The following is a 26,387-nucleotide window of genomic DNA, read 5'->3' on the forward strand; positions in this document are numbered from 1 at the left end:
AATTGTCGCATCAAAAACTATCTATTGCTAGTCCCCTGTATTACCAGAATTAATCCATAAGAATCCCCTTTACAATCGAATCATCTTAACGTCCGACTTTCTGTATTTTTTTGCACCAAAAAAGAGCAAGAATTACGTCAGTTTTCGTCCCCTTTTTCCTTGTAAAGAGTACTTATGCACCCTGCTGGCCCTTCGGCTTTTACCCCGATTCCTTTCGCTGCGCTCCAGGCAGAAATCCTGCCCGAAGCGACACCACAACGCGCCGCCATCACGGCCGCCTATAGGCGCGATGAGGTTTCCGCCGTGCAGTGGCTGTTGCAGCAAGTGCCCGCCAGCAGCACCGAAACGACGGCCGAGGGACAAGCCCTGGCGCACCGCCTGGTCTCGAACGTGCGCCAAAAACGCACACGCGCGTCCGGCGTCGATGCACTGATGCACGAGTTCTCGCTGTCGTCGGAAGAAGGGGTTGCGTTGATGTGTCTGGCTGAAGCGCTGTTGCGTATACCCGACAGTCAAACGGCCGACCGTTTAATTGCCGACAAAATCAGCAAGGGCGACTGGCGCAAGCATCTGGGCGAATCGCCGTCGCTGTTCGTCAATGCCGCCACCTGGGGCTTGCTGATCACGGGCAAACTGGTCAGTACCAGCAGCGAATCGGGCCTCGGTTCGGCCATGACCAAGCTCATCGCCAAGGGCGGCGAACCGCTGATCCGCAAGGGCGTCGACCTGGCCATGCGCATGCTGGGCAACCAGTTCGTGACGGGCCAGACCATCGAGGAAGCGTTGAAAAACAGCCGCGACAACGAAACACGCGGCTACCGCTATTCGTACGACATGCTGGGCGAGGCGGCCCTGACGCAGCAGGATGCGGCCAACTACTACGCCTCGTACGAAACGGCGATCCATGCCATCGGCAAGGCGTCGAACGGCCGCGGCATCCGCAACGGCCCCGGTATTTCCGTGAAATTGTCGGCCCTGCACGCGCGCTACAGTCGCGCCCAGCGGGCCCGTGTCATGGAAGAATTGCTGCCGAAAATCAAGGCACTGCTGTTGCTGGCCAAACAGTACAACATCGGCTTCAACATCGATGCGGAAGAGACGGACCGCCTGGAACTGTCGCTGGACCTGATGGAAGCACTTGCCTTTGATACCGATTTGGCCGGCTTCGACGGCATCGGCTACGTGGTGCAGGCGTACCAGAAACGCTGCCCGTTCGCCATCGATTTCCTGATCGACCTGGCGCGCCGCAGCGGCCGCAAGTTCATGGTGCGCCTGGTCAAGGGCGCGTATTGGGATGCGGAAATCAAACGCGCGCAAGTCGATGGCCAGGAAGGCTATCCCGTCTACACGCGCAAGGTCTACACGGACGTTTCCTACCTCGTGTGTGCGCAAAAACTGCTGGCCGCCAGCAGCCTGATCTATCCACAATTTGCCACGCACAACGCGCAAACCCTGTCGACCATCTACACGTGGGCGAAACGCGACGGCATTACCGACTACGAATTCCAGTGCCTGCACGGCATGGGCGAGACCCTGTACGACCAGGTCGTCGGCCCCGACAACCTGGACAAGCCGTGCCGCATCTACGCGCCCGTCGGCTCGCATGAAACCCTGCTGGCCTACCTGGTGCGCCGCCTGCTGGAAAACGGCGCCAACTCCTCGTTCGTCAACCAGATCGTCGACGAAAGCGTGGCCATCGATAGCCTGATCCGCGATCCCCTGGAGCAAGCGCGCCTGCAGGGCGGCTTGCCGCACCCGTCGATTCCGCTGCCGCTGGACATGTTTGGCAGCGAACGCAAGAACTCGGCCGGCCTGGACCTGTCGAATGAAGACACCTTGCGCACCCTGGCCACGGGCCTGGCGCAACAGCAGACATGGCAGGCAGCGCCGCTGATCGATGGCGCCGTCAGCCTGAATGGCCCCACGCACATGCTGCACAATCCGGCCCAGCACGACGATGTCGTGGGCAAGGTCATGGAAGCCGGTCCGGCGGACGTGGAAACGGCCCTGGCCAGCGCCAGCGCGTATGCCATGGACTGGCAGACGACGGAACCGTCGATCCGCGCGCAAGCGTTATTGCGCGCGGCCGACCTGTTCGAAGAACACCATATCGAGCTGATGGCCCTGGCCGTGCGCGAAGCGGGCAAGTCCCTGCCGAACGCGATCGCGGAAATCCGCGAAGCCGTCGACTTCCTGCGCTACTACGCGGCGCAGGTGGAACATGCGCCCAACACCCTGGCGCTCGGTCCCGTCACCTGCATCAGCCCGTGGAATTTCCCATTGGCCATCTTTACGGGCCAGCTGGCCGCCGCCCTGGCGGCAGGCAACGTGGTGCTGGCCAAGCCGGCCGAGCAAACGCCGCTGATCGCCCACCGCGCCGTGCAATTGCTGCATGAAGCGGGCGTGCCGCGGGGCGCGCTGCAATTCCTGCCCGGCAGCGGCGAAGTCGTGGGCGCCGGCCTGTGCAATGACGCGCGCGTCAAGGGCGTGATTTTCACGGGCTCGACGGAAGTGGCGCAATTGATCAACCGCAACCTGGCCGCGCGCGCCGTGGCCGAAGGCATCGACATTCCCCTGATCGCCGAAACGGGCGGCCAGAATGCGCTGATCGTCGATTCGTCTGCCTTGCCGGAACAAGTGGTGCAGGACGTGATGTCGTCGGCCTTCGACAGTGCCGGCCAGCGCTGCTCGGCCTTGCGCGTGCTGTTCCTGCAAACGGAAATCGCCGACAAGACCATCCACATGCTGAAGGGCGCCATGCAGGAATTGCGCGTTGGCAATCCTGACCGCCTGGCCACGGATATCGGTCCCGTCATCGATGCGGAAGCGCAAGGCAATCTGCTGGCGCACATCAACAAGACGAAAACCATGGCCATCGACCACTATTCGCTCGATTTGCCCACCGTCAAAGGCACGTTTGTCGCCCCGACCGTGCTGGAAATCAAGTCGCTGGCGCAATTGACGCAGGAAGTCTTCGGCCCCGTGCTGCACGTGATCCGCTACAAGCGGGCCGAACTGCCGCAACTGGTGCAATCGATCAACGACAGCGGTTACGGCTTGACCCTGGGCATCCATACGCGCATCGATGAAACCATCGATTTCATCACCAAGCGCGCGCACGTGGGCAATATCTACGTGAACCGCAACATCGTCGGCGCCGTCGTCGGCGTGCAGCCGTTCGGCGGCGAAGGCAAATCCGGCACCGGTCCCAAGGCGGGCGGTCCCCTGTACCTGAAACGCCTGCAGCGCAATGCGCCGGCCGGCGCGCAGCACCAGCGCCAGGCGGCGCCGGCACTCGACGCGCTGACCGTGTGGGCGAAGATGCATGGCCACGACAAGGTCGAACAGCTGGCACAGGACTATGCACGCACGACCTTGCTGGGCAGCACCACCGTCTTGCCAGGCCCGACGGGCGAGCGCAATACCCTGAGCTTTGCCGCGCGCGGCACGATACTGTGCGCGGCGGCGACTGCCGGCACGCTGATGAACCAGCTGGCCGCCGTGCTGGCCACCGGTAACCAGGCCCTGGTGCTGGCACAATCGGCGGATGTGATTCCCGGCGACTTGCCGGCGGCGCTGAAGGACCGCATCCAGGTCACCAGCAGCCTGGAGTCCATCAAGCATGATTTCCAGATCGCCATGATCGAACCGAGTCTCGATGGCCAGCTCAAACCGCTGCTGGCGGCCCGGGAAGGGGCCCTGGTGGGTACCATCGCCACCACGCAGGAGGGTGTCATCCCCCTGTGGCGCCTGGTCGCTGAGCGGGCGCTGTGCGTGAATACGACGGCAGCGGGCGGGAATGCCAGCCTGATGATGCTCAGCGTCTAAATTTTAAGCAGCTGTTGCATGTAACAGGGCGGAACCACTGGTTCTGCCCTTTTTTTATGCACGCTTGAATAAAAAATCAGCCGGCCAGGCGCTGGCACAGCTGCTGAATGACGGTAAACGCGTACGGCGAGGCGACGGTCTGCACGAAACGCATGAAGTCGACGGCCGCTTCTTCGTTGGCGTTGTCGGAAATGGTGCGCATGACGGTAAACGGCACGCCCAGTTCAAAACACACTTGCGCCACGGCCGCGCCTTCCATTTCGACGGCCAGCAGGTCGGGAATATCTTCTTTCAGCTGGTTCACATGCGCGGCGCTGCCGATGAACTGGTCGCCGCTGGCGATCAGGCCCCGGTGCACTTGCGCGTGCTGCAAGCCGAATTCCGCGATATCGGCCACTTTGAGCACGCTGGAAACATCGTCGCGCAGGAAATCGGCGGCGGCGGCAGCCAGTTGCGTGCTCAGTTCCAGATCCGTGGCAAAGCGCTGCAGTCCCGTCAGCGGTACTTCGAAGCGGGGAAACAAGGGGCGCGCATCCATATCGTGCTGCAGCAGCGCTTCGGCCACCACGATATCGCCGACTTTCACGTTTTTATCCCCGCTGCCGGCCACGCCGGTGAAGACGATGTGGGTAACTCCGTACTTTTCCACAAGGATAGAAGCTGTCATGGCAGCAGCAACCTTGCCCAGACGCGACAGGACGCACACAGCGTCGATATTCCACAGGGTTCCCAGGGTGTAGTCGCGCATGCCGTGCGAACGCCTCTGGGGGCCTTGCATGGCTTCTACGAGCCCCTGCTGTTCTTCGTGCAAGGCACTGATGATGCCTAAACGCATTTTTTTGGGTGAATTCATGCTGTTTTTACAGGTTTTGGGGGATTGCCAGACGGTGTATACGGTGAAAACAGCCGTTTCGGCGACTTTTCCACCGTTCGCGTTTGTCTCTGTGTTTTAAATAAAGATGTATACATAAAAATAGTAGTGATAGTAAACGGCCATTTTTTTGTGGATAAGTCGGTATACCGTATAAGAATCATCGACTTGGCGTACAAAAAAGTAGGCGTACAAGCATTGTATCTACGGAGGACTTGTTTGGGATAAAAATTGGCTTGTGGACAAAGATCGACTTTTCCCACATCTCATCCTGTGGATATGCAGGCACTTATCCACACGAGCAAGCAAAAATCACGGATTTTCTTGTTGTCGTGGCATGTTTGACGAGCTTTGCCTGCCGCTATCGTTGTCCGGCAATGCACCGTGAGCGACCACGAGCGTGGTTCTTGTACGGAGGTGCGCGTTCAAGCGATTTCTGGAAGACGGTTTGGCAGTAGGTCTGACTGTCGCCGTTGGCTTTTTTTTTGACGTTTTTTGTATGCTTTTTTGAAATATCCCCGGACTTCCGCTTTTTTTGTCGGTTTACAATAGATCTATATATAAAAATAGTAGTAATAGTAAACGCGTTTTTTCTGTGGATAAGTCGCTTTTTTTCAACAGGATCAATCGTTTACGCGCAAAATAAAGCGTGCATAATCGCTGTATCGCGCGAGGAGCAAAATTGTATAAAATGCGGGCCTGCGCATAACTTCGTGTTTACTCACAACTCATCCTGTGGATATCAAGTGACTTATCCACAATCGCTGTAAATTTCCTCTCTTTTCGATGTCGAACGGCATGCTGGCACTGTGCCTGCTCAGGCTTGTTGGCGTTTCCATGTTGCAAAACGGTTTGGCAGTGCTGTGCGCGTGTTGTTGGCCGTGCCGGTTTTCGTCGCTCAGTTGTTGGCTCAAATTTTTTTAATCGGTCAACGCTGCTTGCCGTTTTTTTTGAAGACAGTTTGAAGACAGACCCGAGAATGCTCTTGACTGACAAGGCAGGCAAAGCGCGCGTTGTCGGGTTTACCTTAACAAGTTTGTATACAAGAATAGTAATAGTAGTTAACGGCGCCTTCTTCTGTGGATAAGTCCCGATTTATCCTTGTAAACAATCGCTTGGCGTACGGATAAGCGCTGAGTAAACGTTGTATCTGCCGGGGATGGTTTTGGGATAAAAAAAGGCGTCCAAAAAAATTTTCGTTTACGCACATATCGTACCTGTGGATATCCATACGGTTATCCACAGCTTGAAGCCCCTGTTTTGCGCTGTTTTTGATCTCATCCTGGACATTGGCCCGTGTCGCTGGCCACGATTAATGTCGCCCTGGCCCGGCACTGGTGGTAATCTCGATGTGGCTCAGCAGCCATGCATGCATGAAGAAAGACAGACTCTGGTAGCGGGACGCGGTGGGGAGACACACGGCGCGACAGCTTGATGGCATACCGAAAGGAGCTTCATTGGAATCGGCAGGCGAATTCGACTACATCATCGTGGGCGGCGGCACGGCAGGTTGCGTGCTGGCCAACCGGCTCACACGCGACAAGGACGCCAACGTTTTACTCGTGGAAGCGGGCGGCAGGGACGATTACGTGTGGATCCATATCCCCGTCGGTTATCTGCATTGCATCGGCAATCCCCGTACGGACTGGCTGTATGCCACGCAGGCGGACGCGGGCCTGGGCGGACGCAGCCTGATGTATCCGCGCGGTAAAGTGCTCGGCGGCAGTTCGTCCATCAACGGCATGATCTATATGCGGGGCCAGGCCGGCGACTACGACCACTGGGCCGACCTGACGGACGACGCATCGTGGCGCTGGGACAAAGTCTTGCCGCTCTTTAAGCAAAGCGAGGATTACTACGGCGGCGTCTCGGAAAACCATGGCGTGGGCGGCGAATGGCGCGTGGAAAAGCAGCGGCTGTCGTGGGAAATCCTGAACGCGTTCCGCGATGCGGCGCAGCAGGTCGGCATCCCTAAAACCAGCGATTTCAATGGCGGCGACAATGGCGGCAGCGCGTATTTCGACGTCAACCAGCGCCGCGGCATCCGCTGGAATACCTCGAAAGCGTTCTTGAAACCGGCGTCGCGGCGCCCGAACCTGACCATCATGACGGGTTGCCACGTGGAACGTCTGTTGCTGGAAACGACGAAAGGGGGACCCCGCTGCGCGGGCATCGTGTTTACGGGCGGCGGCACGCAGTGGCAGGCGACGGCCCGGCGGGAAACCCTGCTGACGGCGGGCGCCATCGGTTCGCCCCAGTTGCTGCAACTGTCCGGTATCGGGCCGGCTGCCTTGCTGCAGCAGCACGGCATCGCGCCCGTGCTGGATGCTGCTGGCGTGGGCGGCAATCTGCAGGATCATTTGCAGCTGCGCATGGTCTTTAAAGTGCAGGGCGTCAAGACCTTGAACGTGATGGCCAGCAATATCGTGGGCAAGATGCAGATCGGCTTGCAGTATGCGCTGTTCCAGAGCGGACCCATGTCGATGGCGCCGTCGCAGCTGGGCGCGTTTGCCAAGTCCGATCCCCAGCAAGCCACGCCGAACCTGCAATACCACGTGCAGCCGCTGTCGCTGGATAAATTCGGCGAACCGCTGCATGCGTTTCCCGCCTTTACGGCCAGCGTCTGCAATCTGCGCCCCACCTCGCGCGGCCACGTGCAGATCGCCTCGGCAGACAGCTATGCGGCGCCGAACATCGTGCCCAACTATCTCAGTACGCCGCAGGACCGCAAGGTAGCGGCCGACGCCTTGCGCCTGACGCGCTCCATCGTCGCCGCGCCGGCGCTCAAGCGCTTTGCGCCGCAGGAGTACAAGCCCGGCGTGCAATTCCAGACGGAGGAAGAACTGGCGCAGGCGGCCAGCCAGATCGGCACCACCATCTTTCATCCGGTGGGCACTTGCCGCATGGGCGTGGCCGGCGATCCGTCCAGCGTTGTCGACAGCACCTTGCGCGTGATCGGCGTGGCCGGCTTGCGTGTCGTCGACGCTTCCATCATGCCGTACATTACTTCTGGTAATACAAACTCGCCCACCGTGATGATCGCGGAAAAAGCGGCGCAAATGATACACGCGGCCTGGAAATAGCTGGGCAAAGCCGCGAGTTTGCGCCATTCGGGCGAGCGAAAAATCCCCGTAGTTATACTGTATTGTGCGTTAAATTTAAGTTGTGTATTATAAAAATGACTAAGTAGTACAAAAAGTACAACTAGGAGACACGATGTCAAACGTAATCTTGGAAACAAGAAATTTGACCAAGGAATTCAAGGGTTTCACTGCTGTGAGCGAGGTGAACCTGAAGGTAGAGCGGGGCCATATCCACGCCTTGATCGGTCCTAACGGCGCGGGCAAGACCACGTGTTTCAACTTGCTCACCAAATTCCTGGTCCCCACTTCCGGACAGATCCTGTTCAATGGAAAAGACATCACGGCCGCCAGGCCGGCGCAGATCGCCCGCATGGGCGTGATCCGTTCATTCCAGATTTCCGCCGTCTTCCCCCACTTATCGGTGCTGCAAAATGTGCGCATCGGCTTGCAGCGCCAGCTCGGTACCTCGTTTCACTTCTGGCAGAGCGAACGGGCATTGAATCAGCTCAACGACCGCGCCATGGCCTTGCTGGCCGAGGTCGACCTGACGGAGTTTGCCGACACCATCACGGTCGACATGCCGTACGGCCGCAAGCGGGCGCTGGAAATTGCCACCACCCTGGCGATGGAACCGGAAATGATGCTGCTCGACGAGCCCACCCAGGGCATGGGCCACGAAGACGTGCACCGCGTCACGGAACTGATCAAGAAGGTGTCGGCCGGCCGCACGATTTTGATGGTGGAACACAATATGAGCGTGGTGTCCGGCATCTGCGACAAGATTTCCGTCCTGCAGCGCGGCGCCATGCTGGCCGAAGGCAGCTACGCGGAAGTGTCGCGCAATCCGCAAGTGATGGAAGCGTACATGGGTACCACCCACGCGGAACTGGAAGGGGCGCATTGATGGCGACACAAGTGAATGGCAGCGCCCCCGCGCTGGAAATTACGCAACTGCATACCTGGTATGGCGAATCGCACATCCTGCACGACGTCAATCTGACAGTGGAGCAGGGCGAAGTGGTGACTTTGCTGGGCCGCAACGGCGCCGGCCGCACCACCACCTTGCGCGCCATCATGGGGCTGACGGGCGCGCGCACGGGTTCCATCAAAGTCAACGGCGCCGAAGCGATCGGTTTGGCCACGCACAAAATCGCCCACCTGGGCATCGGGTATTGTCCTGAAGAGCGCGGCATTTTTTCCTCGCTGTCGACGGAGGAAAACCTGCTGCTGCCGCCCACCCTGGCCAGCGGCGAAAAGGGCATGTCGGTGGAGGAAATCTACGCCATGTTCCCGAATCTGCAGGAGCGCCGTCACAGCCAGGGCACGCGCCTGTCGGGCGGGGAACAGCAGATGCTGGCCGTGGCGCGCATCCTGCGCACGGGCGCGCGCCTGCTGCTGCTCGATGAAATTTCCGAAGGCCTGGCGCCCGTCATCGTGCAGGGCCTGGCGCGCATGATCACCACCCTGAAGGCGAAAGGCTACACCATCGTCATGGTGGAACAGAATTTCCGGTTTGCCGCGCCGCTGGCGGACCGGTTTTATGTGATGGAGCATGGTCAGATCGTCGAGACTTTTGCTGCATCCGAACTGGAGGCCAAGATGCCGGTATTGACCGAGCTGCTTGGCGTGTAGTCCCCATGTAGTCTGTTGTACTCGCCATCGTCCAGCAATCGACTGAATAGCAAACAATAATCCCAACGGAGACACTATGAAACGTAACGCTATCGCCATTGCCACCGCCACTCTTTGCGCCCTGGGCTTTTCTGCTGCCGCGCACGCCCAGGTATCGGGCGACACCATCAAGATCGGTTTTATTTCCGACATGTCGGGCGTGTATTCCGACGTCGACGGCCTCGGCGGCGCGGAAGCCATCAAGATGGCGATCGCCGACGCCGGCGTGGTCATTGCCGGCAAAAAAGTGGAATTCATTTCTGCCGACCATCAGAACAAGGCCGACATCGCCGCCTCGAAAGCGCGCGAATGGTTCGACCAGCAGGGTGTCGACATGCTGATTGGCGGCACCAATTCCGGCGCCAGCCTGGCCATGGCCAAGGTGGCGGCGGAAAAGAAGAAAATTTTCATTGCCATCGGCGCCGGTTCGTCGCGCCTGACGAATGAGGAATGCACGCCTTACACCGTGCATTACGCGTATGACACGGTGGCGCTGGCGCGCGGCACGGGCGGCACCATCGTCAAGCAGGGCGGCAAGAACTGGTATTTCATGACGGCCGACTACGCGTTTGGCCATTCGCTGGAAAAAGACACGGCCGAGGTCGTCAAAGCGGCCGGCGGCAAGGTGCTGGGCAGCGTCAAGCATCCGCTGGGCGCGTCCGATTTCTCTTCCTTCCTGCTGCAGGCGCAGGCCGCCAAGCCGCAAATCCTGGGCCTGGCCAATGCGGGCGGCGACGCCATCAACAGCATCAAGGCAGCCAACGAGTTCGGCCTGACGAAATCGATGAAGCTGGCCGGCTTGCTGATCTTCATCAATGACATCCATTCGCTGGGCTTGAACCTGACGCAAGGCATGTACCTGACGGACGGCTGGTACTGGGACTTGAATGCGGACACGCGCGCCTGGTCGAAACGCTATTTCGCCAAGATGAAGAAGGAACCGTCGATGCTGCAGGCGGCCGACTATTCGGCTGCGGCGAACTACCTGAAAGCCGTCAAGGCGCTGGGGACGGACGACACCGAGAAGGTCATGGCCTACCTGAAAAAGACCAGGATCAACGACATGTTTACCCAGAATGGCGAAGTGCGTCCCGATGGCCGCATGGTGCACGATATGTACCTGATGGAAGTCAAGAAGCCATCCGAGTCGAAATACCCATGGGATTACTACAAGGTCGTGGCCACCGTGCCCGGTGCGCAGGCGTATGTGACCAAGGCCGAATCGAAGTGTTCGCTGTGGAAGTAACGCTGTAGACCGACCTCCAGCGGATCGCCCGCCTGTGCGCGGGCGTTCCGTCCTGCATGCTTTTCGCTCGCAGGGTTCGCCTTGCGCCACCGCGCCAGTCTGCGGTGGCGTGTTTCCCTTGATACCACACCGTTCTCCGGCGGTGCTTTTTATACTGTGATGCCATGGAAATTTTCGGCGTTCCATTACAAGCGATGATGAGCCAGCTGCTGCTGGGTCTCGTCAACGGCTCGTTCTATGCCATGTTGTCCCTCGGTCTGGCCGTCATCTTCGGCTTGCTCAATGTGATTAATTTCTCGCACGGCGCCATGTACATGATGGGCGCCTTCCTGGCCTGGATGGGCCTCAGTTATTTCGACATCAATTACTGGGCCATGCTGGTCATCGCCCCGATCCTCGTCGGCCTGCTCGGCATCCTGATCGAAAAAACCATGCTGCGCTGGCTGTACAAACTCGACCACCTGTATGGCTTGCTGCTGACCTTTGGCATCACCCTGATCATGGAAGGCGTGTTCCGCTCCTTCTATGGCGTCTCGGGCCAGCCGTATGCCGTGCCCGAAGCGCTGGCCGGCGCGACGGACCTGGGCTTCATGATCTTGCCGAACTACCGCGCGTGGGTGGTGATCGCGTCGCTGTCCGTCTGCCTGGCCACCTGGTTCGTCATCGAAAAAACCAAGCTGGGCGCCTACCTGCGGGCCGGCACGGAAAACCCGAAACTGGTGGAAGCGTTCGGCATCAACGTGCCGCTGATGGTGACGTTGACGTTCGGCTTCGGCGTGGCGCTGGCCGGTTTCGCCGGCGTGCTGGCCGCGCCCATCATCCAGGTGTCGCCGCTGATGGGCTCGAACCTGATCATCGTCGTGTTTGCCGTGGTGGTGATCGGCGGCATGGGCTCCATCATGGGTTCCATCCTGACGGGCCTGGGCCTGGGCGTGATCGAGGGCCTGACCCGCGTGTTCTACCCGGAAGGCTCGGCCACCGTGGTGTTCGTGGTGATGGTCATCGTGCTGCTGCTGCGTCCGGCCGGCCTGTTCGGCAAAGAAAAGTAATCCTCATCAGTCATGTATTGGAGCTACCACGATGAATAAGAATGTAGGCTACGCCATTGCCTTGCTGCTGGCGTTGGCGGCGCCGTTTTACGGCTATCCCGTCTTCCTGATGAAGTTGCTGTGCTTTGCCCTGTTTGCCTGCGCTTTCAACTTGTTGATCGGCTACACGGGCTTGCTGTCGTTCGGCCATGCGGCCTTCTTCGGCGGCGCCGGCTATGTCACCGGCTACGCGCTGCGCACCTGGGGCTGGCCAACGGAGCTGGGCCTGCTGGCCGGCGTCGCCACGGGTGCCTTGCTGGGCCTGGTGATCGGCGGCCTGGCGATCCGCCGCCAGGGCATCTACTTCACGATGATCACCCTGGCGCTGGCACAGATGGTGTACTTCCTGGCCTTGCGCCTGCCGTTCACGGGCGGCGAGGATGGCTTGCAGGGTGTTCCACGTGGAACCTTGCTGGGCATGATAGACCTGGGCAACGACACGGTCTTGTACTATGTCGTGCTGGCCATTTTTGTCGCCGGCTTCGCCCTGATCGTGCGCACCATCCATTCGCCGTTCGGCCAGGTGCTCAAGGCCATCAAGGAAAACGAACCGCGCGCCATCTCGCTGGGCTACGACGTCAACAAGTACAAGCTGATGGCCATCGTGCTGTCCGCCTCGCTGGCCGCGCTGGCCGGCGCCACCAAGACCCTGGTGCTGGGCTTTGAAACCCTGACCGATGTGTACTGGGGCATGTCGGGCCTGGTCGTGCTGATGACACTGGTGGGCGGCATGGGCACCTTGTCCGGTCCCATCCTCGGCGCCGTGCTGATCATCGCGCTGGAAAACAAGCTGGGCGATGTCGGTACCTATCTGGCCACGCACACGGGCATCGAATGGTTCGGCACCCTGGGCGAATCGGTGGGCATGGTCACGGGCGTGATCTTCGTCATCTGCGTCTTGCTGTTCCGGCGCGGCATCGTCGGCGAAGCCATCGCGCGCTTCGGCGGCAGGGCTGCCAAAGCCGCTGTCTGATTTTCAAGCAACGCCGGACGGATCGTCCGGCGTTTTTCATTGTGCGTCCACTGTTACCTCAACGGAGAGAACCACCATGCAAACGACGATCACGCGCGCCGGGGGCGGCCTGTGCACCCTGCTGGCGTTGGCAGCCTGCGGCAGCAACCATGCACCGGAAGAACTGAACCAGATGCCCAGCTATCTGGGCACGATTGCGCGCGCCGACTACGACGGCAAGACGAATGATCTGCTCACGGCCGGCCTGGGCAAGACGGGGCTGGCGGCTGCGACGCCCGCATATGCGAACGCCGAGCAGCCGACGCCGGCCGAGCTGCGCCGCAATGCGATCCACGCCAACTACCGCGCCGTGCTCGACATTGCTGCCAACAGCGGCTACGGCACCCTGTACGGACCGAACGTGGATGCGTCCGGGAACGTGGGCACGGGCGAGGGCCTGGTCGCGGGCAGCGAATACATAGCGTATGCGGACGATGGCACGGGCAGGAAAAATGTCACCTTGATGGTGCAGGTGCCGGCCAGCTTCGACCCGGACCACGCCTGCATCGTCACGGGCACGTCCAGCGGCTCGCGCGGCATCTATGGGGCCATCGGCAGTTCGGGCGAATGGGGCCTGAAAAAGGGCTGTGCCGTGGCGTATGCGGACAAGGGTTCCGGCACCGGCCTGTATGTGTTCGAGGACGACAGCGTCAACCTGCAGAACGGCGTGCGCGCGGGCAGGGTGGCGGCCGGCAAGAACGCGCTCTTCGCGCCGGACCTGAGCGATGCGGACCGGCTGGCCTGGGCTGCCGCCAACCCGAACCGCATCGCCTTCAAGCATGCGCACTCGCAGCAGAATCCGGAAAAGGATTGGGGCAAGGTCACCTTGCAGGCGATCGAGATGGCCTATTATGTGTTGAACGAACGCTACGGCGTGCTGGCCCGCGACGGCAGTGCGCGCGTCGTGCGCCTGACGCCGAAGAACACCATCACGATCGCGTCGAGCATTTCCAACGGCGCCGGCTCGGCCTTGCTGGCGGCGGAACAGGATAGCAAGGGCCTGATCGGCGGCGTGGCGGCCAGCGAGCCGCAGGTCCAGCCGGCGCCATCGACGGCCTACAGCGTGCGCCAGGGCGGGGCGCTGGTGGCCAATCCGGGCCGCGCGCTGTTCGACTACGCCACCTATGCGGCCCTGTACCAGCCGTGCATCGCTTCCCTGGCGGGCAACGCGGGACGCTGCACGGCGCTCGTCGGCAAGGGTTTATTGAACGGCGCGGACCTGGCGGCGCAGCAGGCGGATGCGAAGCAGCGCTTGCGCGCGTACGGCTGGCTGGTCGATTCCGATCCGCTGCAGGCGGCGCATGCGGGTACGAACATCCTCGTGGCCGTCACGTATGCGTCTGCCTACGGCAAATTTTCCGTGACGGACAAGGTGTGCGGTTTCACGTTTGCGCAGACTGACCTCAACGGCAATCCGGTCGCGTTTACGTCGGCGCAGAAGGCCGCCAGCTTTGCCGCCCAGAGCGGCATCGTGGGCAATGTCGTGTATGAGAACAGCGTGGGCGGCGCCAAGGTCTACACGGCCGGCGTGTCGCCCTCCAGCAATCTGGCAGACCAGTCGCTCGACGGCTTCCTGTGCCTGCGCAGCCTGGCGACGGGCAGGGATGCCGTCAACGGCGCCACCCTGGAGGGCACGCTGGCTGGGCAAAGCGCGCGCGTGCGGGCCGGCATGGCCGAGGTGGCGGCCAGCGGCAAATTGAATGGCAAGCCGGCCATCATCGTGCACGGCCGCAGCGACACCTTGATACCCGTGAACCACGCCTCGCGCGCGTATGTGGGATTGAACGCGTCGGTGGAGGGCGCAAATAGCCGGTTGCGCTATATCGAGGTGAGCAACGCCAACCACTTCGACTCCTTCAGCAGCGCCTTGCCGACCCTGATCGTGCCCCTGCACGTGTACCTGAACCGGGCGCTGGATGCCATGTATGCGCATCTGTCTGCCAAGCAAGCCTTACCGCCTTCGCAGGTGGTGCGCACGGTAACGCGGGCCGATGCGTCGACCCTGATCACGAATGTCAACGTGCCGGCCATTGCGGCAACACCGGCGGCCGGCAATGCGATCAGCGTGACGGGCACGGTGGTGGATATTCCCAACTAGCGGCTATTTATGGTCGCAGCCAAGCCACGCGCCATGCGTGGCTTTTTTTTATGTCTTTCAGCGTATGGCTTTACAGCGCGGCTGCATAAATGGCGCGCGCATCGCCGCGCGTGACGGGACGGGGATTGTTGCCCAGCAAGCGCGTCTGCAGCATGGCGTCGTCGGCCAGCCGGTCCAGGTCGCCAGCCGCGATGCCCACTTCGCGCAGGGTGTGCGCGATGCCCGTGGCCAAGGTAATCTCCTGCATGCTGTCGATCAGGGCGTTCGCCCGTGCCTCGTCGCTGCCTGTGATGCCGGGCTGCACGATCGCGGCCAGCTGCGCATACAGGGGCGCCGCGTGGGACAGATTGAAGCGCAGCACGTGCGGCAGTACCAGCGCATTCGACAAGCCGTGTGGCACGTGGAACAGCCCGCCGATGGGATAGGCGAGCGCATGCACGGCGGCCACGGGGGCGTTGGCAAACGCCTGGCCGGCCAGCATGGCGCCCAGCAGCATGGCCTGGCGCGCCGGCAAGTTGGCGCCATCGCGGCACGCCGTGAGCAGATTGCCGGACAGCAGCGACAGCGCCTGCGTGGCCAGCATGTCGGACAAGGGATTTTTCAGCAGGCGGCTGGTGTACGCTTCGATCGCATGCACCATGGCGTCGATGCCGGTGGCGGCCGTCACGGCGGGCGGCAAGCCCAGGGTCAGGCTGGCGTCGAGGATGGCCAGGTCCGCATACAGTTGCGGCGCCACGACGCCCATCTTGCTGGTGGCGCCCGTGGTGACGATGGCGATCTGCGTCACTTCGGAACCCGTGCCCGCCGTGGTGGGCAATTGCACGAGCGGCAGGCGCTGGCCGTGGACATTGCCGATGCCATACAGTTGGGCCAGTTCCTGGTGGCCCGGCGCCAGCACGGCGACCAGCTTGGCCACGTCCAGCGAGCTGCCGCCGCCGAGGCCAATAATCAGTTCCACGTGAAACATCCGGGCTTGGGCCACGCCCGCCAGCACGATGGCTTCGGGCGGATCGGCTTGCACTTCGGAAAAGACATGGGTGTCGATGCCCGCCGTCCGCAAGCTGCGCAGGGGCGCATCGGCCAGTCCCGTGCGCAGAAACCCTGCATCGGTGACGAGCAGGGCACGGCGGACGGTGGGGAAGTGATGGGCGATGTGCGCGCCCAGCTGGGCGGCGGCGCCCGGTTCAACGATCAGATGCGGCACGGTGCGGAACTGGAAGGCGGACATGCAGACTCCTGACGGCGAGGATGGTAGCCAAGCTTACTCCGCTTTCCCGCCCCGCGCATGTTTCACGTGGAACCGTTCAGCCTTGCAGCTGGCTTGCCAGTCCCAGGCTCACGAGCAGCGACAGGCTGGACACGGCGGTCAGCACGCGGAACGTGCGCGCATCTTGCCGGTACTCGCGCACGGCCGCATAGGCCAGGCCAACACCCATCACGATGTTGAGGAAGAGCAAGTTTCTCATTCCCACTCCAGCGCGCCGCGTTTCCATTCATACGCCAGCCCGATGGTCAGGAGGCCCAGGAAGCCCATGACGGCCCAGAAGCCGGGCAGTCCCAACGCGTTCACATTCGCCGCCCACGGCATCAGGAAGATGACTTCGATATCGAACAGGATGAACAGGATGGCCACCAGGTAGAAGCGGATGTCGAACTTCATGCGCGCGTCGCCGAACGCTTCGAAGCCGCATTCATACTGCGACAGTTTTTGCGGATCGGGTTTGTGCGGACCCAGCACGCGCCCCAGCAGCATGGGCACGATGCCGACCAGGATGCCGACGAGAATGAACAGCAGGACGGGAAAATAGTTTTCGAGGAGCATGGGGATTCCTCTCAGTGGCTGGACGACATTTTCATCAGCACGATGCCGCTGACGATGAGGACGGCGGCGCACACGCGCATGGCATTGAGTTGCTCGCCCAGAAAGACGACGCCGACGATGAAGGCGCCGACGGCGCCGATGCCCGTCCAGATGGTGTAGGCCGTGCCCAGGGGCAGGGTGCGCATGGCCAGCGACAGCAAGCCGAAGCTGGCGATCATCATGACGATGGTAATGATGGAGGGGGTGAGCTTGGTGAAACCCTCGGAGAGTTTCATCGAATATGCCCACACGACTTCAAACATGCCGGCAATGAGTAACAGTATCCAGGCCATGGCGACTCCTTATACAGAGCGGGCCGTCCCGGTGTGTTCCCATGATGGGGGAGGCCGTCCTCCTGGATGCTCGTCCCGCTGGCCACTGGCGTGATCACGGATGCGGACGATGGGGCAATTGTAGCAAACATTAACGGACACTGCAGCCCCATCGGGGGGCCTGTCCCGGCACCGTTGCGTGTTCCACGTGAAACACAAACGCCCGTTGCCATGCCCCTGCTGAGTAAAAATTAAGCAAAAATTGGCCCGTGGAAGGTTGCGCTCGCAAAAAGACTCTATAATCGGAGCTCTCATCCCGCATTTTTACTTGCACTGTTACCTATTTATCATGTTATTTCCTACAGAATTCGACGTCATCGTTGTCGGTGGTGGTCACGCCGGTACCGAGGCGGCCCTCGCTTCCGCCCGCATGGGGCAGAAGACGCTATTGCTCACGCATAATATCGAGACACTGGGCCAGATGTCGTGCAACCCCTCCATCGGCGGCATCGGCAAGGGCCACCTGGTCAAGGAGGTCGATGCCATGGGCGGCGCGATGGCGATTGCCACCGACGAGTCCGGCATCCAGTTCCGTATCCTGAACTCTTCGAAAGGCCCGGCAGTCCGCGCCACGCGCGCCCAGGCCGACCGTATTCTCTACAAGGCCGCCATCCGCACGCGCCTGGAAAACCAGACTAACCTGTGGCTGTTCCAGCAAGCGGTCGACGATTTGATCGTCGAAGGCGACCGCGTCGTCGGCGCCGTGACGCAGATCGGCCTGAAGTTCCTGGCGCGCGCCGTGGTGCTGACGGCGGGCACCTTCCTCGACGGCAAGATCCACGTGGGCTTGAATAACTACTCGGCTGGCCGTGCCGGCGACCCGCCCGCGATCTCGCTGTCGGCCCGCCTGAAAGAGCTGAAACTGCCGCAGGGCCGCTTGAAAACGGGCACGCCGCCGCGCATCGATGGCCGCACGATCGACTTTTCCGTGATGCAAGAACAGCCGGGCGACCTCGATCCCGTGCCCGTCTTTTCGGTGATGGGCAACGCGGCCATGCACCCGCGCCAGGTGCCGTGCTGGGTCACGCACACGAATAGCCAGACGCACGACATCATCCGCGCCGGCCTGGACCGCAGCCCCATGTACACGGGCGTGATCGAAGGCGTGGGGCCCCGCTATTGCCCCTCGATCGAAGACAAGATCCACCGCTTCTCGGGCAAGGAATCGCACCAGATCTTCCTCGAGCCGGAAGGCTTGACGACGCACGAGTTCTATCCGAACGGCATCTCGACGAGCCTGCCGTTCGACGTGCAGATCGCCCTGGTGCAATCGATGAAGGGCATGGAAAACGCCCACATCCTGCGTCCCGGCTATGCCATCGAATACGATTATTTCGACCCGCGCGGCCTGAAAGCGTCGCTGGAAACGAAGGCCGTCGCCGGCCTGTTTTTTGCGGGCCAGATCAACGGCACCACGGGCTACGAGGAGGCGGCCGCGCAAGGCATGCTGGCGGGCCTGAATGCGGCCTTGCTGACGCAGGACAAGGAAGCCTGGGTACCGGGCCGCTCCGAAGCCTATCTGGGCGTGCTGGTCGACGATCTGATCACCCAGGGCGTGCAGGAACCGTACCGCATGTTCACCAGCCGCGCCGAGTACCGCCTGAGCCTGCGCGAAGACAATGCCGACATGCGCCTGACGGAAATCGGCCGCGCGCTGGGCTGCGTGGGCGACGCGCAATGGCAGGCGTTCGAAACCAAGCGCGAAGCCGTGGCGCGCGAGCTCGAGCGCCTGCGTTCCACGTGGGTCAACCCGCGCATTCTGGCGGCCGCGGAATCGGAACGCATCGTCGGCCAGGCCATCGAACGCGAGTACTCGCTGGCGGATTTGCTGTGCCGCCCGAACGTCGCCTACGACACCCTGATGAGCATGACGGGCATGGAAGGCCAGGCCCTGGCCGGTCCCGGCGTGGAGGATCCTGCCGTGCGCGAGCAGGTGGAAATCCAGCTCAAATACGCGGGCTACATCGAGCGTCAGAGCAAGGAAATCGAGCGCCACGAACACTATGAAAACCTGGCCTTGCCGGCCGGTTTTAACTACCTGGATATCGGTGCGCTGTCGGTCGAAGTGCGGCAAAAACTCGACAAGCAGCGCCCGCAAACCCTGGGCCAGGCATCGCGCATATCCGGCGTGACGCCGGCGGCGATTTCGCTGCTGCTGGTCCACCTGAAAAAGCGCGGCTTCGGTGCCGCGCAGACCACCACTTTAAAGGACGAGGTTGTTGAATGAAGCAGTTTGACCGGGCCGCATTGGCCCAGATTTTGAATGAAGGCATCGCCGCGCTGGGGCTGGACCTGAGCGCGGATCAGACGGAAAAACTGCTCGATTACCTGGCCTTGCTGGCCAAATGGAATAGCGTGTACAACCTGACGTCGGTGCGCGATCCCCTGCAGATGCTGACCTTGCACGTGCTCGATTCGCTGGCCGCCGTACCGGCGTTCGCGGCGGCGAAAAACGTGCTCGACGTGGGCGCCGGCGGCGGCTTGCCGGGCATGGTGCTGGCCATTGCCCGGCCCGACGTGAAGGTGTCGATGATCGACACGGTGCACAAGAAGACGGCTTTCCTGACGCAGGTGAAGGCCGAACTGGGCTTGAGCAACGTCACCGTGTACACGAAACGCGTGGAACAGCTGGAAGTGCAGCAGAAATTCGATGTGATCACCTCGCGCGCCTTTGCCGACCTGTCCGACTTCGTCAACTGGTCGGGCCACGTGCTGGAAGAGGGCGGTCAATTCATCGCCTTGAAAGGGGTGGCGCCGCCAGACGAGCGCGAGCGACTGCCAGCGGAATGGCGAGTGACGGAGCTACGCGCAATTGCGGTGCCAGGGCTAAATGCAGAGCGTCATCTGGTCTTTATAGCAAGAGTTTAAAGATTGAAAAAATAAACGGTATAAATCATATAAACGGTTTATACGGTATAAATTATATAAACCATATAAACGATTTATATCGTATAAATGAAATAAACAGTATAAATCGTTTCGGCCGGATGCCGGGGCGCACGATGAAGTTTGCACCTATTTACAACTAGAAGATACATGGCCAAAATTTTTTGTGTAGCAAATCAAAAGGGTGGTGTTGGTAAAACCACAACAAGCGTCAACCTCTCCGCCGGTCTGGCCAAGTTGAACCAGCGCGTGCTGCTGGTCGACCTCGACCCGCAGGGCAATGCGACCATGGGCGCCGGCATCAACAAGGCCGGCTTGAAGGCGTCCACCTATGAAGTGATGCTGGGCGAGTCCGATGTCAAGACGGCACGCCAGCGTTCCGAAGCGGGGCGCTTCGACGTCCTGCCTTCGAACCGCGAGCTGGCCGGCGCAGAAGTGGAGATGGTCGAGCTGGACAACCGCGAACGCCGCCTGAAGGATGCGCTGGCCGAAGTCGACGCCGAATACGACTTCATATTAGTAGATTGCCCACCGGCATTATCGATGCTGACCCTGAACGGCCTGTGCGCCGCGCATGGCGTGATCATCCCGATGCAATGCGAGTACTACGCGCTGGAAGGTTTGTCCGACCTGGTCAACACCATCAAGAAGGTGCATGCCAACCTGAATCCGGATCTGAAGATCATCGGCCTGTTGCGCGTGATGTTCGATCCGCGCATGACATTATCACAACAGGTATCGGCCCAGCTGGAGCAGCACTTCGGCGACAAGGTCTTCAATACCATCATCCCGCGCAACGTGCGTCTGGCCGAAGCGCCGTCGTACGGCCTGCCCGGCGTGACCTTCGACCCCAGCTCGAAAGGTGCGCAGGCGTATATCGCCTTCGGCGCCGAGATGGTCGAACGCATCAAACATATGTAAACAAGGGGCGAGCGTCTGCGCATTATGATGTGAGCGCTTACTCTGAAAACACGATTAGGACAGCATGGCTACGAAAAAATTAAAAGGACTGGGTCGCGGACTCGACGCCCTGTTGGGCGGCGGCGGCGACTTTGCCGGTCCGGACACGAATCAACCGTCGAACTTGCCCGTGTCGCAAATGCAAGCCGGCAAATACCAGCCCCGCACGCGCATGGACGAGGGGGCCCTGAATGAGCTGGCCGCCTCGATCAAGGCGCAAGGATTGATGCAGCCTATCCTGGTGCGCCCGATCGGGCAGGACACCCTGAGCGGCGTGATCAAATATGAAATCATCGCCGGCGAACGCCGCTTCCGCGCCTCGCAGCTGGCCGGGCTGACGGAAGTGCCGGTACTGGTGCGCGATGTCGACGACCTGGCCGCCGCGGCCATGGCGCTGATCGAGAACATCCAGCGCGAAGACTTGAATCCGCTGGAAGAGGCGCAAGGCATCCACCGCCTGATCGCCGACTTCAATTTCACGCATGAGCAAGCGGCCACTGCGCTGGGACGCTCGCGCAGCGCGGTGTCGAACCTGTTGCGCCTGATGAACCTGGCCAATCCCGTGCAGACCATGCTGATGGCCGGCGATATCGACATGGGCCATGCGCGCGCGCTGCTGGCCGTCGATGCGGCCAGCCAGATCACCCTGGCCAACCAGGTGGTGGCCAAGCGCCTGTCCGTGCGCGAGACGGAAAAGCTCGTCACGCGCACGGTCGAGGAAGCGGCCAACCCCGTCGAGCCGCGGCAGAAGGAAAAGTCCGGCGACATGGCGCGCCTGGAAGAAGAGCTGTCCGATGCGCTGGCCACGCCCGTGGTATTCAAGATGGGAAATAAGGGCCGTGGCCAATTGGTGATCGATTTTGCCGATCTTGACGTGCTCGATGGATTATTGACGCGCTTGCGTGGTTAAATAGCAAGTTGGCAAAAACGGGAAAACGGCCAGCCACAAGCGCTCTGGACAAGCAGTCGACGCTTTCCAGGCGCAGTGCATAATTCCTTGATAACACGGCTGGAAGCGGCCAGACAAGCGACTTTGCCATATAGTGGTGCAAAAGGCGGCGAATAGTCGGTAAAGCGTCAGTTTCACGCAGCAATTGCCCTGCTGCGGTGCAGCAACGTTTGACTCTATAGATCAAAGCCAACTATAATCCCGTGTCTTTGCGTGTGTAGATTTTTCTGGGAACCTGGCAATTGAGTGATTCACAACAAAGTATTGCCAAACCCGTCTACAAAGTAGTTGCATTGCAGCTAGCAATCGCTATCAGTTTTGCCACCGTCACCCTGTTTTTTGGCGGCAGTGTCAGAGGCTGGTCCGCCGCATACGGCGGCGCTATCGCAGTCATCGGTAGCCTGGTGTATGCCCTGTTGGTGGTTCGCGGTTCTAGCGACGCCAATAAGGCATTCCGGGCGCATTTGCGCGCAGAAGTGGTGAAAATATTTATCACAGCGGTGCTGTTTATATTGGCACTGGTGTTGTTTCAGTCGGCCGCCTGGTTATGGCTGATCTTGGGTTTCGCGGTGGCAACCTTAGCATACTGGTTTTCATTGCTCGCTGTTTAATCATTGGTTTTGGGGCCGGTTGTGCTCTGAAACGACAAATCTAAATTCATTATGACCACAGAACACGCTATTGAAGCGGGCCATGCTGCCCCGGCCAACGCCACAGAATACATCAGTCACCATCTGGCCCACCTGAGAAGTGCCGACGGCATGATCAATCTGGATACGTTCTGGATTTCGGCCATTCTGGGCTTTGTTTTCCTGGCTGTTTTCTATATGGCGTCGCGCCGCGCGACGGCTGGTGTCCCTGGCAAGTTGCAAAACTTCGTCGAAATGGTCATGGAAATCGTCAATGACACTATTAATGGGGCCTTCCACGCGAAAAGCAAGGTCATCGCACCGCTGGCCATCACAATTTTTGTGTGGGTCTGGCTGCTCAACGCGATGGACTTCCTGCCGGTTGACCTGTTGCCGAAGATTCTGAGCTGGTTTGGCGTGCATAAACTGCGCGCCGTGCCGACCGCCGACGTCAACCACACCTTCGCCATGTCGTTGTCGGTCGTGCTGTGCGTGATCGCCTTCTCGATCAAGGCCAAGGGCCTGGGCGGCTGGATCAAGGAACTGTTCACGGCGCCGTTCCATGCGAGCGGCCTGATCGGCACGATCGCCCTGGCGCCTGTCAATTTCCTGCTGCAAATGGTTGAGTTGGTTGCCAAACTGATCTCCCTGTCGCTGCGACTGTTCGGCAATATGTATGCCGGCGAACTGATTTTCATCTTGATCGCGTTGTTGCCTTGGTGGGCACAGTGGGCGTTGGGTGGTCCATGGGCAATTTTCCATATCTTGATTGTAACTTTGCAAGCTTTTGTGTTTATGGCGTTGACGGTTGTGTATCTGAGCCTTGCGGTTGAGAAACATTAATCATTAACTTTATATTTTGTTTTTTTAGTATCTTTCGTTTTTAAATTTAGGAGAATTTTATGCAAGCTCTGATCGCACAAGTACAAAGCATGACCGTTCTGGCAGCAGCAATCATCATCGGCCTGGCCGCAATCGGCACCGCTCTGGGCTTCGCTATCTTGGGTGGCAAATTCCTGGAAGCGTCGGCACGTCAACCAGAACTGATGCCACAACTGCAAACCAAACTGTTCGTTATCGCTGGTCTGCTGGATGCTATTTCGATGATCGGCGTTGGTGTTGCTCTGCTGTACACGTTCGCTAACCCGTTCCTGTCCGCTCTGACGGCTGTTGCTCAGTAATTCGCTCCAACCCTAGGAGAAACTTTTAGTTAGGAGCAAAGGTATGGACATCAATATGTCGCTCATCGGCCAGATGATCACCTTCGCGGTGTTGGTCTGGTTCTCGATGAAGTTCGTATTTCCAGCGCTGAACAACGCGCTGGATGAGCGTGCCAAACGAATCGCGGATGGATTGGCTGCGGCCGATCAAGGTCAAGCTTCGATGGCTGTCGCTGAAAAGCGTGCGCAAGAGGCATTGAACAGTGCACGTGAAGAAGCGTCGCAACGCGTTGCGGACGCTGAAAAGCGCGCGCAGCTGGTTGCTGAAGAGATCAAGCAAAATGCACAAGCTGAAGCTGCGCGTATCATTGCGCAAGCCCAGTCGGACGCCGAACAGCAACTGTCGAAAGCACGCGAACAATTGCGCGCTCAGGTGGCTGACCTGGCTGTCAAGGGTGCCGAGCAGATCTTGAAGCGTGAAGTAAACGCTACGGCTCACGCCGAAATGTTGCAGCGTCTTGCTGTCGAGCTGTAATCATGGCAGAACTCGCAACCGTCGCCCGTCCCTACGCGGAAGCTTTGTTCCGCGTAGCCCAAGCTGGTAAGGAGTCAAGCAACCTCGCGGCGTGGTCCGAACTGGTGTCCGAACTGGCACAGATCGGTAGCCACCCCGAGGTACAGGCGTACGCGCGCAATCCGAAAGTTTCGGAAAGCGACGTCGCCGCCACCATCCTGTCGTTGTTGAAATCGCCGCTCAATGAGGAAGTGAAAAACTTCGTCACGATGTTGATCGAAAATGGCCGCATCAGCCTGCTGCCGGAAATCGGCGCGCAATTCCATACGTTGAAAAACAGTGTGGAAGGTGCGGCTGACGCCGAGATCACGAGCGCTTTCGATCTGAGCGAAGGCCAAACGGCCGAGCTGGTCGCAACGCTGGAAAAGAAATTCAGTCGTAAGCTCAACCCTGCCGTCACAGTGGATCCATCGCTGCTCGGCGGCGTGCGCGTGGTTGTTGGCGACCAAGTGCTCGACACCTCGGTGCGCGCCAAGCTGCAGCAACTGCACGCTGCACTGGTGTCGTAAGACACGCGCTTCGGCAGGCCAGCTTAGACAGACCCTTACCCCTCGCGCAAGCTGAGAGAAACACTTTTAGGAGTTAGTATGCAACTCAACCCATCTGAAATCAGCGAGTTGATCAAGAGCCGGATCCAAGGTCTTGACGGCGGCGCTGAAGTGCGTAATCAAGGCACGGTTATTTCCGTCGCCGACGGTATCTGCCGCATCCACGGTTTGTCGGACGTGATGCAAGGCGAGATGCTGGAATTCCCAGGCAACACGTTTGGCCTGGCAATGAATCTGGAACGCGACTCCGTCGGTGCCGTGATTCTGGGTGCCTACGAGCACATCTCCGAAGGCGACACGGTGAAATGCACCGGCCGCATTCTGGAAGTGCCAGTCGGTCCTGAGCTGCTCGGCCGCGTTGTGAACGCGCTGGGTCAGCCGATCGACGGCAAAGGCGCCATCGACACCAAACTGACGGCCGCGATTGAAAAAATCGCCCCGGGCGTGATCGCCCGCGAGTCCGTGTCGCAACCGATGCAAACCGGCCTGAAGTCGATCGATGCGATGGTTCCAGTTGGCCGCGGCCAGCGCGAACTGATCATCGGCGACCGTCAAACCGGCAAGTCGGCTGTGGCGATTGATGCGATCATCAATCAAAAAGGCCAGGGCATGAAATGTATCTACGTCGCGATTGGCCAAAAAGCCTCGTCGATCAAGAACATCGTGCGCTCGCTGGAACAGCACGGCGCGATGGAATACACCATCGTTGTCGCCGCTTCCGCTTCGGAATCGGCCGCCATGCAATACATCTCGCCGTACTCCGGTTGCGCCATGGGCGAATACTTCCGTGACCGCGGTGAAGATGCACTGATCGTCTACGACGATCTGTCCAAACAAGCTGTTGCATACCGTCAAATCTCGCTGCTGCTGCGCCGTCCACCAGGTCGCGAAGCGTACCCAGGCGACGTGTTCTACCTGCACAGCCGCCTGCTGGAGCGCGCAGCCCGCGTGAACGCCGACTACGTCGAGAAGTTCACCGACGGCGCCGTCAAAGGCAAGACCGGTTCCCTGACGGCACTGCCGATCATTGAAACGCAAGCTGGCGACGTGTCCGCATTCGTTCCAACCAACGTGATTTCGATTACCGACGGTCAGATCTTCCTGGAAACCTCGCTGTTCAACGCCGGTATCCGTCCTGCAATTAACGCCGGTATTTCCGTATCGCGCGTCGGTGGCGCCGCCCAGACCAAGGTCATCAAAAACCTGTCCGGCGGTATCCGTACCGACTTGGCGCAGTACCGTGAACTGGCCGCGTTTGCGCAGTTCGCATCGGACCTGGACGAATCGACCCGCAAGCAGCTGGACCGCGGCGCGCGCGTAACGGAATTGCTCAAGCAAGCCCAGTACTCGCCACTGTCGATCTCGCTGATGGCCGTATCGCTGTTCTCGGTGAACAAAGGCTTCATGGACGACGTGCCAGTCAAGCAAGTGCTGTCGTTCGAAGCTGGTGTCCACGCTTACATGAAGACCAAGCAAGCTGCTCTGCTGGCCAAGATCGAAGAAACCAAGCAACTCGACAAAGACAGCGAAGCAACTCTGTCGGCGGCCATTGCTGATTTCAAGAAATCCGGCGCATATTAAGCGGCCAGGC

Annotated in this window: 23 protein-coding genes; 18 read left to right on the forward strand and 5 right to left on the reverse strand. The window is 60.0% G+C overall.

Going from position 1 to position 26,387, the window contains the following annotated elements; all coding sequences use genetic code 11:
- The first annotated feature begins 174 nt into the window (after positions 1 to 174).
- A complete protein-coding gene (gene putA, locus GCN74_RS17150; protein WP_152257804.1) occupies positions 175 to 3,828 on the forward strand; it encodes a trifunctional transcriptional regulator/proline dehydrogenase/L-glutamate gamma-semialdehyde dehydrogenase in 3,654 nt (1,217 codons plus the stop codon).
- A gap of 76 nt (positions 3,829 to 3,904) precedes the next feature.
- Here the strand turns inward: putA and GCN74_RS17155 are convergent, their stop codons facing one another.
- Complete coding sequence (locus GCN74_RS17155; RefSeq protein WP_193317135.1) at positions 3,905 to 4,663, reverse strand: 5'-methylthioadenosine/adenosylhomocysteine nucleosidase; 759 nt, start codon at positions 4,661 to 4,663, stop codon at positions 3,905 to 3,907.
- A gap of 1,493 nt (positions 4,664 to 6,156) precedes the next feature.
- Between GCN74_RS17155 and GCN74_RS17160 the strand changes: the two genes are divergently transcribed.
- The 7 genes from GCN74_RS17160 (at position 6,157) to GCN74_RS17190 (ending at position 14,897) form a co-directional block, all read left to right on the forward strand.
- The gene (locus tag GCN74_RS17160; RefSeq protein ID WP_152257806.1) at positions 6,157 to 7,782 is read left to right on the forward strand and encodes a GMC family oxidoreductase; all 1,626 of its coding nucleotides are present in this window, start codon (positions 6,157 to 6,159) and stop codon (positions 7,780 to 7,782) included.
- Positions 7,783 to 7,915: 133 nt separating this feature from the next.
- Positions 7,916 to 8,686, forward strand: coding sequence for an ABC transporter ATP-binding protein (locus tag GCN74_RS17165; RefSeq protein WP_152257807.1), 771 nt, complete (start codon positions 7,916 to 7,918; stop codon positions 8,684 to 8,686).
- The gene (locus GCN74_RS17170) at positions 8,686 to 9,414 is read left to right on the forward strand and encodes an ABC transporter ATP-binding protein (RefSeq protein WP_152257808.1); all 729 of its coding nucleotides are present in this window, start codon (positions 8,686 to 8,688) and stop codon (positions 9,412 to 9,414) included. The genes GCN74_RS17165 and GCN74_RS17170 overlap by 1 nt, the downstream gene beginning before the upstream one ends.
- 76 nt (positions 9,415 to 9,490) lie before the next feature.
- Positions 9,491 to 10,699, forward strand: a complete 1,209-nt coding sequence (locus GCN74_RS17175; RefSeq protein ID WP_152257809.1) for an ABC transporter substrate-binding protein — start codon at positions 9,491 to 9,493, stop codon at positions 10,697 to 10,699.
- Positions 10,700 to 10,863: 164 nt separating this feature from the next.
- Complete coding sequence (locus tag GCN74_RS17180; RefSeq protein WP_070218919.1) at positions 10,864 to 11,748, forward strand: branched-chain amino acid ABC transporter permease; 885 nt, start codon at positions 10,864 to 10,866, stop codon at positions 11,746 to 11,748.
- A 31-nt stretch (positions 11,749 to 11,779) separates the two neighbouring features.
- Positions 11,780 to 12,760 carry a branched-chain amino acid ABC transporter permease gene (locus GCN74_RS17185; RefSeq protein WP_152257810.1) on the forward strand — a complete coding sequence of 327 codons (981 nt, stop codon included), beginning with the start codon at positions 11,780 to 11,782 and terminating at the stop codon, positions 12,758 to 12,760.
- Positions 12,761 to 12,836: 76 nt separating this feature from the next.
- A complete protein-coding gene (locus GCN74_RS17190; RefSeq protein ID WP_152257811.1) occupies positions 12,837 to 14,897 on the forward strand; it encodes a 3-hydroxybutyrate oligomer hydrolase family protein in 2,061 nt (686 codons plus the stop codon).
- A 70-nt stretch (positions 14,898 to 14,967) separates the two neighbouring features.
- On the opposite strand, the gene GCN74_RS17195 is transcribed toward GCN74_RS17190, so the two are convergent.
- The 4 genes from GCN74_RS17195 to GCN74_RS17205 all read right to left on the reverse strand — a co-directional run bounded on the left by GCN74_RS17195 (position 14,968) and on the right by GCN74_RS17205 (position 17,051).
- Positions 14,968 to 16,125, reverse strand: coding sequence for an iron-containing alcohol dehydrogenase (locus GCN74_RS17195; protein ID WP_152257812.1), 1,158 nt, complete (start codon positions 16,123 to 16,125; stop codon positions 14,968 to 14,970).
- Positions 16,126 to 16,201: 76 nt separating this feature from the next.
- Entirely contained in the window at positions 16,202 to 16,363 is a 162-nt protein-coding gene (locus GCN74_RS28780) for a hypothetical protein (protein WP_193317133.1), read from the reverse strand.
- Complete coding sequence (locus GCN74_RS17200; RefSeq protein WP_152257813.1) at positions 16,360 to 16,719, reverse strand: NADH-quinone oxidoreductase subunit A; 360 nt, start codon at positions 16,717 to 16,719, stop codon at positions 16,360 to 16,362. The genes GCN74_RS28780 and GCN74_RS17200 overlap by 4 nt, the downstream gene beginning before the upstream one ends.
- 11 nt (positions 16,720 to 16,730) lie before the next feature.
- Positions 16,731 to 17,051 carry a DMT family transporter gene (locus GCN74_RS17205; RefSeq protein WP_152257814.1) on the reverse strand — a complete coding sequence of 107 codons (321 nt, stop codon included), beginning with the start codon at positions 17,049 to 17,051 and terminating at the stop codon, positions 16,731 to 16,733.
- Positions 17,052 to 17,379: 328 nt separating this feature from the next.
- On the opposite strand from GCN74_RS17205, the gene mnmG reads away from it, so the two are divergent.
- The 10 genes from mnmG (at position 17,380) to atpA (ending at position 26,377) form a co-directional block, all read left to right on the forward strand.
- On the forward strand, positions 17,380 to 19,317 hold the full coding sequence (mnmG, locus tag GCN74_RS17210; protein WP_152257815.1) for a tRNA uridine-5-carboxymethylaminomethyl(34) synthesis enzyme MnmG: 1,938 nt from the start codon (positions 17,380 to 17,382) through the stop codon (positions 19,315 to 19,317).
- Positions 19,314 to 19,958, forward strand: coding sequence for a 16S rRNA (guanine(527)-N(7))-methyltransferase RsmG (rsmG, locus tag GCN74_RS17215; RefSeq protein ID WP_152257816.1), 645 nt, complete (start codon positions 19,314 to 19,316; stop codon positions 19,956 to 19,958). The genes mnmG and rsmG overlap by 4 nt, the downstream gene beginning before the upstream one ends.
- A gap of 168 nt (positions 19,959 to 20,126) precedes the next feature.
- Positions 20,127 to 20,897, forward strand: a complete 771-nt coding sequence (locus GCN74_RS17225) for a ParA family protein (RefSeq protein WP_131374824.1) — start codon at positions 20,127 to 20,129, stop codon at positions 20,895 to 20,897.
- A gap of 64 nt (positions 20,898 to 20,961) precedes the next feature.
- Entirely contained in the window at positions 20,962 to 21,846 is an 885-nt protein-coding gene (locus GCN74_RS17230) for a ParB/RepB/Spo0J family partition protein (protein ID WP_152257818.1), read from the forward strand.
- A 281-nt stretch (positions 21,847 to 22,127) separates the two neighbouring features.
- Positions 22,128 to 22,496: an ATP synthase subunit I gene (locus tag GCN74_RS17235; RefSeq protein WP_034752692.1), complete on the forward strand. Its 369-nt coding sequence runs from the start codon at positions 22,128 to 22,130 to the stop codon at positions 22,494 to 22,496.
- Between the two features lie 51 nt (positions 22,497 to 22,547).
- Positions 22,548 to 23,357: a F0F1 ATP synthase subunit A gene (gene atpB / locus GCN74_RS17240; protein WP_046681851.1), complete on the forward strand. Its 810-nt coding sequence runs from the start codon at positions 22,548 to 22,550 to the stop codon at positions 23,355 to 23,357.
- A gap of 59 nt (positions 23,358 to 23,416) precedes the next feature.
- The gene (atpE, locus tag GCN74_RS17245; protein WP_034752695.1) at positions 23,417 to 23,695 is read left to right on the forward strand and encodes a F0F1 ATP synthase subunit C; all 279 of its coding nucleotides are present in this window, start codon (positions 23,417 to 23,419) and stop codon (positions 23,693 to 23,695) included.
- 43 nt (positions 23,696 to 23,738) lie between these two features.
- Entirely contained in the window at positions 23,739 to 24,209 is a 471-nt protein-coding gene (locus GCN74_RS17250) for a F0F1 ATP synthase subunit B (protein WP_034752697.1), read from the forward strand.
- 2 nt (positions 24,210 to 24,211) lie between these two features.
- On the forward strand, positions 24,212 to 24,757 hold the full coding sequence (locus GCN74_RS17255; RefSeq protein ID WP_076564768.1) for a F0F1 ATP synthase subunit delta: 546 nt from the start codon (positions 24,212 to 24,214) through the stop codon (positions 24,755 to 24,757).
- A gap of 78 nt (positions 24,758 to 24,835) precedes the next feature.
- Positions 24,836 to 26,377, forward strand: coding sequence for a F0F1 ATP synthase subunit alpha (gene atpA, locus GCN74_RS17260; RefSeq protein WP_152257819.1), 1,542 nt, complete (start codon positions 24,836 to 24,838; stop codon positions 26,375 to 26,377).
- Positions 26,378 to 26,387: the final 10 nt, after the last annotated feature.

It is taken from the genome of Janthinobacterium sp. FT14W (assembly GCF_009208755.1).
Lineage (GTDB): Bacteria > Pseudomonadota > Gammaproteobacteria > Burkholderiales > Burkholderiaceae_D > Janthinobacterium > Janthinobacterium violaceinigrum.

Excerpts from the sequence above, each read along its gene's own strand:
- putA (WP_152257804.1), top strand. The coding sequence starts at position 175 with ATGCACCCTGCTGGCCCTTCGGCTTTTACCCCGATTCCTTTCGCTGCG.
- GCN74_RS17155 (WP_193317135.1), bottom strand. The coding sequence starts at position 4,663 with ATGCGTTTAGGCATCATCAGTGCCTTGCACGAAGAACAGCAGGGGCTC.
- GCN74_RS17165 (WP_152257807.1), top strand. The coding sequence starts at position 7,916 with ATGTCAAACGTAATCTTGGAAACAAGAAATTTGACCAAGGAATTCAAG.
- GCN74_RS17170 (WP_152257808.1), top strand. The coding sequence starts at position 8,686 with ATGGCGACACAAGTGAATGGCAGCGCCCCCGCGCTGGAAATTACGCAA.
- GCN74_RS17175 (WP_152257809.1), top strand. The coding sequence starts at position 9,491 with ATGAAACGTAACGCTATCGCCATTGCCACCGCCACTCTTTGCGCCCTG.
- GCN74_RS17180 (WP_070218919.1), top strand. The coding sequence starts at position 10,864 with ATGGAAATTTTCGGCGTTCCATTACAAGCGATGATGAGCCAGCTGCTG.
- GCN74_RS17185 (WP_152257810.1), top strand. The coding sequence starts at position 11,780 with ATGAATAAGAATGTAGGCTACGCCATTGCCTTGCTGCTGGCGTTGGCG.
- GCN74_RS17190 (WP_152257811.1), top strand. The coding sequence starts at position 12,837 with ATGCAAACGACGATCACGCGCGCCGGGGGCGGCCTGTGCACCCTGCTG.
- GCN74_RS17195 (WP_152257812.1), bottom strand. The coding sequence starts at position 16,125 with ATGTCCGCCTTCCAGTTCCGCACCGTGCCGCATCTGATCGTTGAACCG.
- GCN74_RS28780 (WP_193317133.1), bottom strand. The coding sequence starts at position 16,363 with ATGAGAAACTTGCTCTTCCTCAACATCGTGATGGGTGTTGGCCTGGCC.
- GCN74_RS17200 (WP_152257813.1), bottom strand. The coding sequence starts at position 16,719 with ATGCTCCTCGAAAACTATTTTCCCGTCCTGCTGTTCATTCTCGTCGGC.
- GCN74_RS17205 (WP_152257814.1), bottom strand. The coding sequence starts at position 17,051 with ATGGCCTGGATACTGTTACTCATTGCCGGCATGTTTGAAGTCGTGTGG.
- mnmG (WP_152257815.1), top strand. The coding sequence starts at position 17,380 with ATGTTATTTCCTACAGAATTCGACGTCATCGTTGTCGGTGGTGGTCAC.
- rsmG (WP_152257816.1), top strand. The coding sequence starts at position 19,314 with ATGAAGCAGTTTGACCGGGCCGCATTGGCCCAGATTTTGAATGAAGGC.
- GCN74_RS17225 (WP_131374824.1), top strand. The coding sequence starts at position 20,127 with ATGGCCAAAATTTTTTGTGTAGCAAATCAAAAGGGTGGTGTTGGTAAA.
- GCN74_RS17230 (WP_152257818.1), top strand. The coding sequence starts at position 20,962 with ATGGCTACGAAAAAATTAAAAGGACTGGGTCGCGGACTCGACGCCCTG.
- atpB (WP_046681851.1), top strand. The coding sequence starts at position 22,548 with ATGACCACAGAACACGCTATTGAAGCGGGCCATGCTGCCCCGGCCAAC.
- atpE (WP_034752695.1), top strand. The coding sequence starts at position 23,417 with ATGCAAGCTCTGATCGCACAAGTACAAAGCATGACCGTTCTGGCAGCA.
- GCN74_RS17250 (WP_034752697.1), top strand. The coding sequence starts at position 23,739 with ATGGACATCAATATGTCGCTCATCGGCCAGATGATCACCTTCGCGGTG.
- GCN74_RS17255 (WP_076564768.1), top strand. The coding sequence starts at position 24,212 with ATGGCAGAACTCGCAACCGTCGCCCGTCCCTACGCGGAAGCTTTGTTC.
- atpA (WP_152257819.1), top strand. The coding sequence starts at position 24,836 with ATGCAACTCAACCCATCTGAAATCAGCGAGTTGATCAAGAGCCGGATC.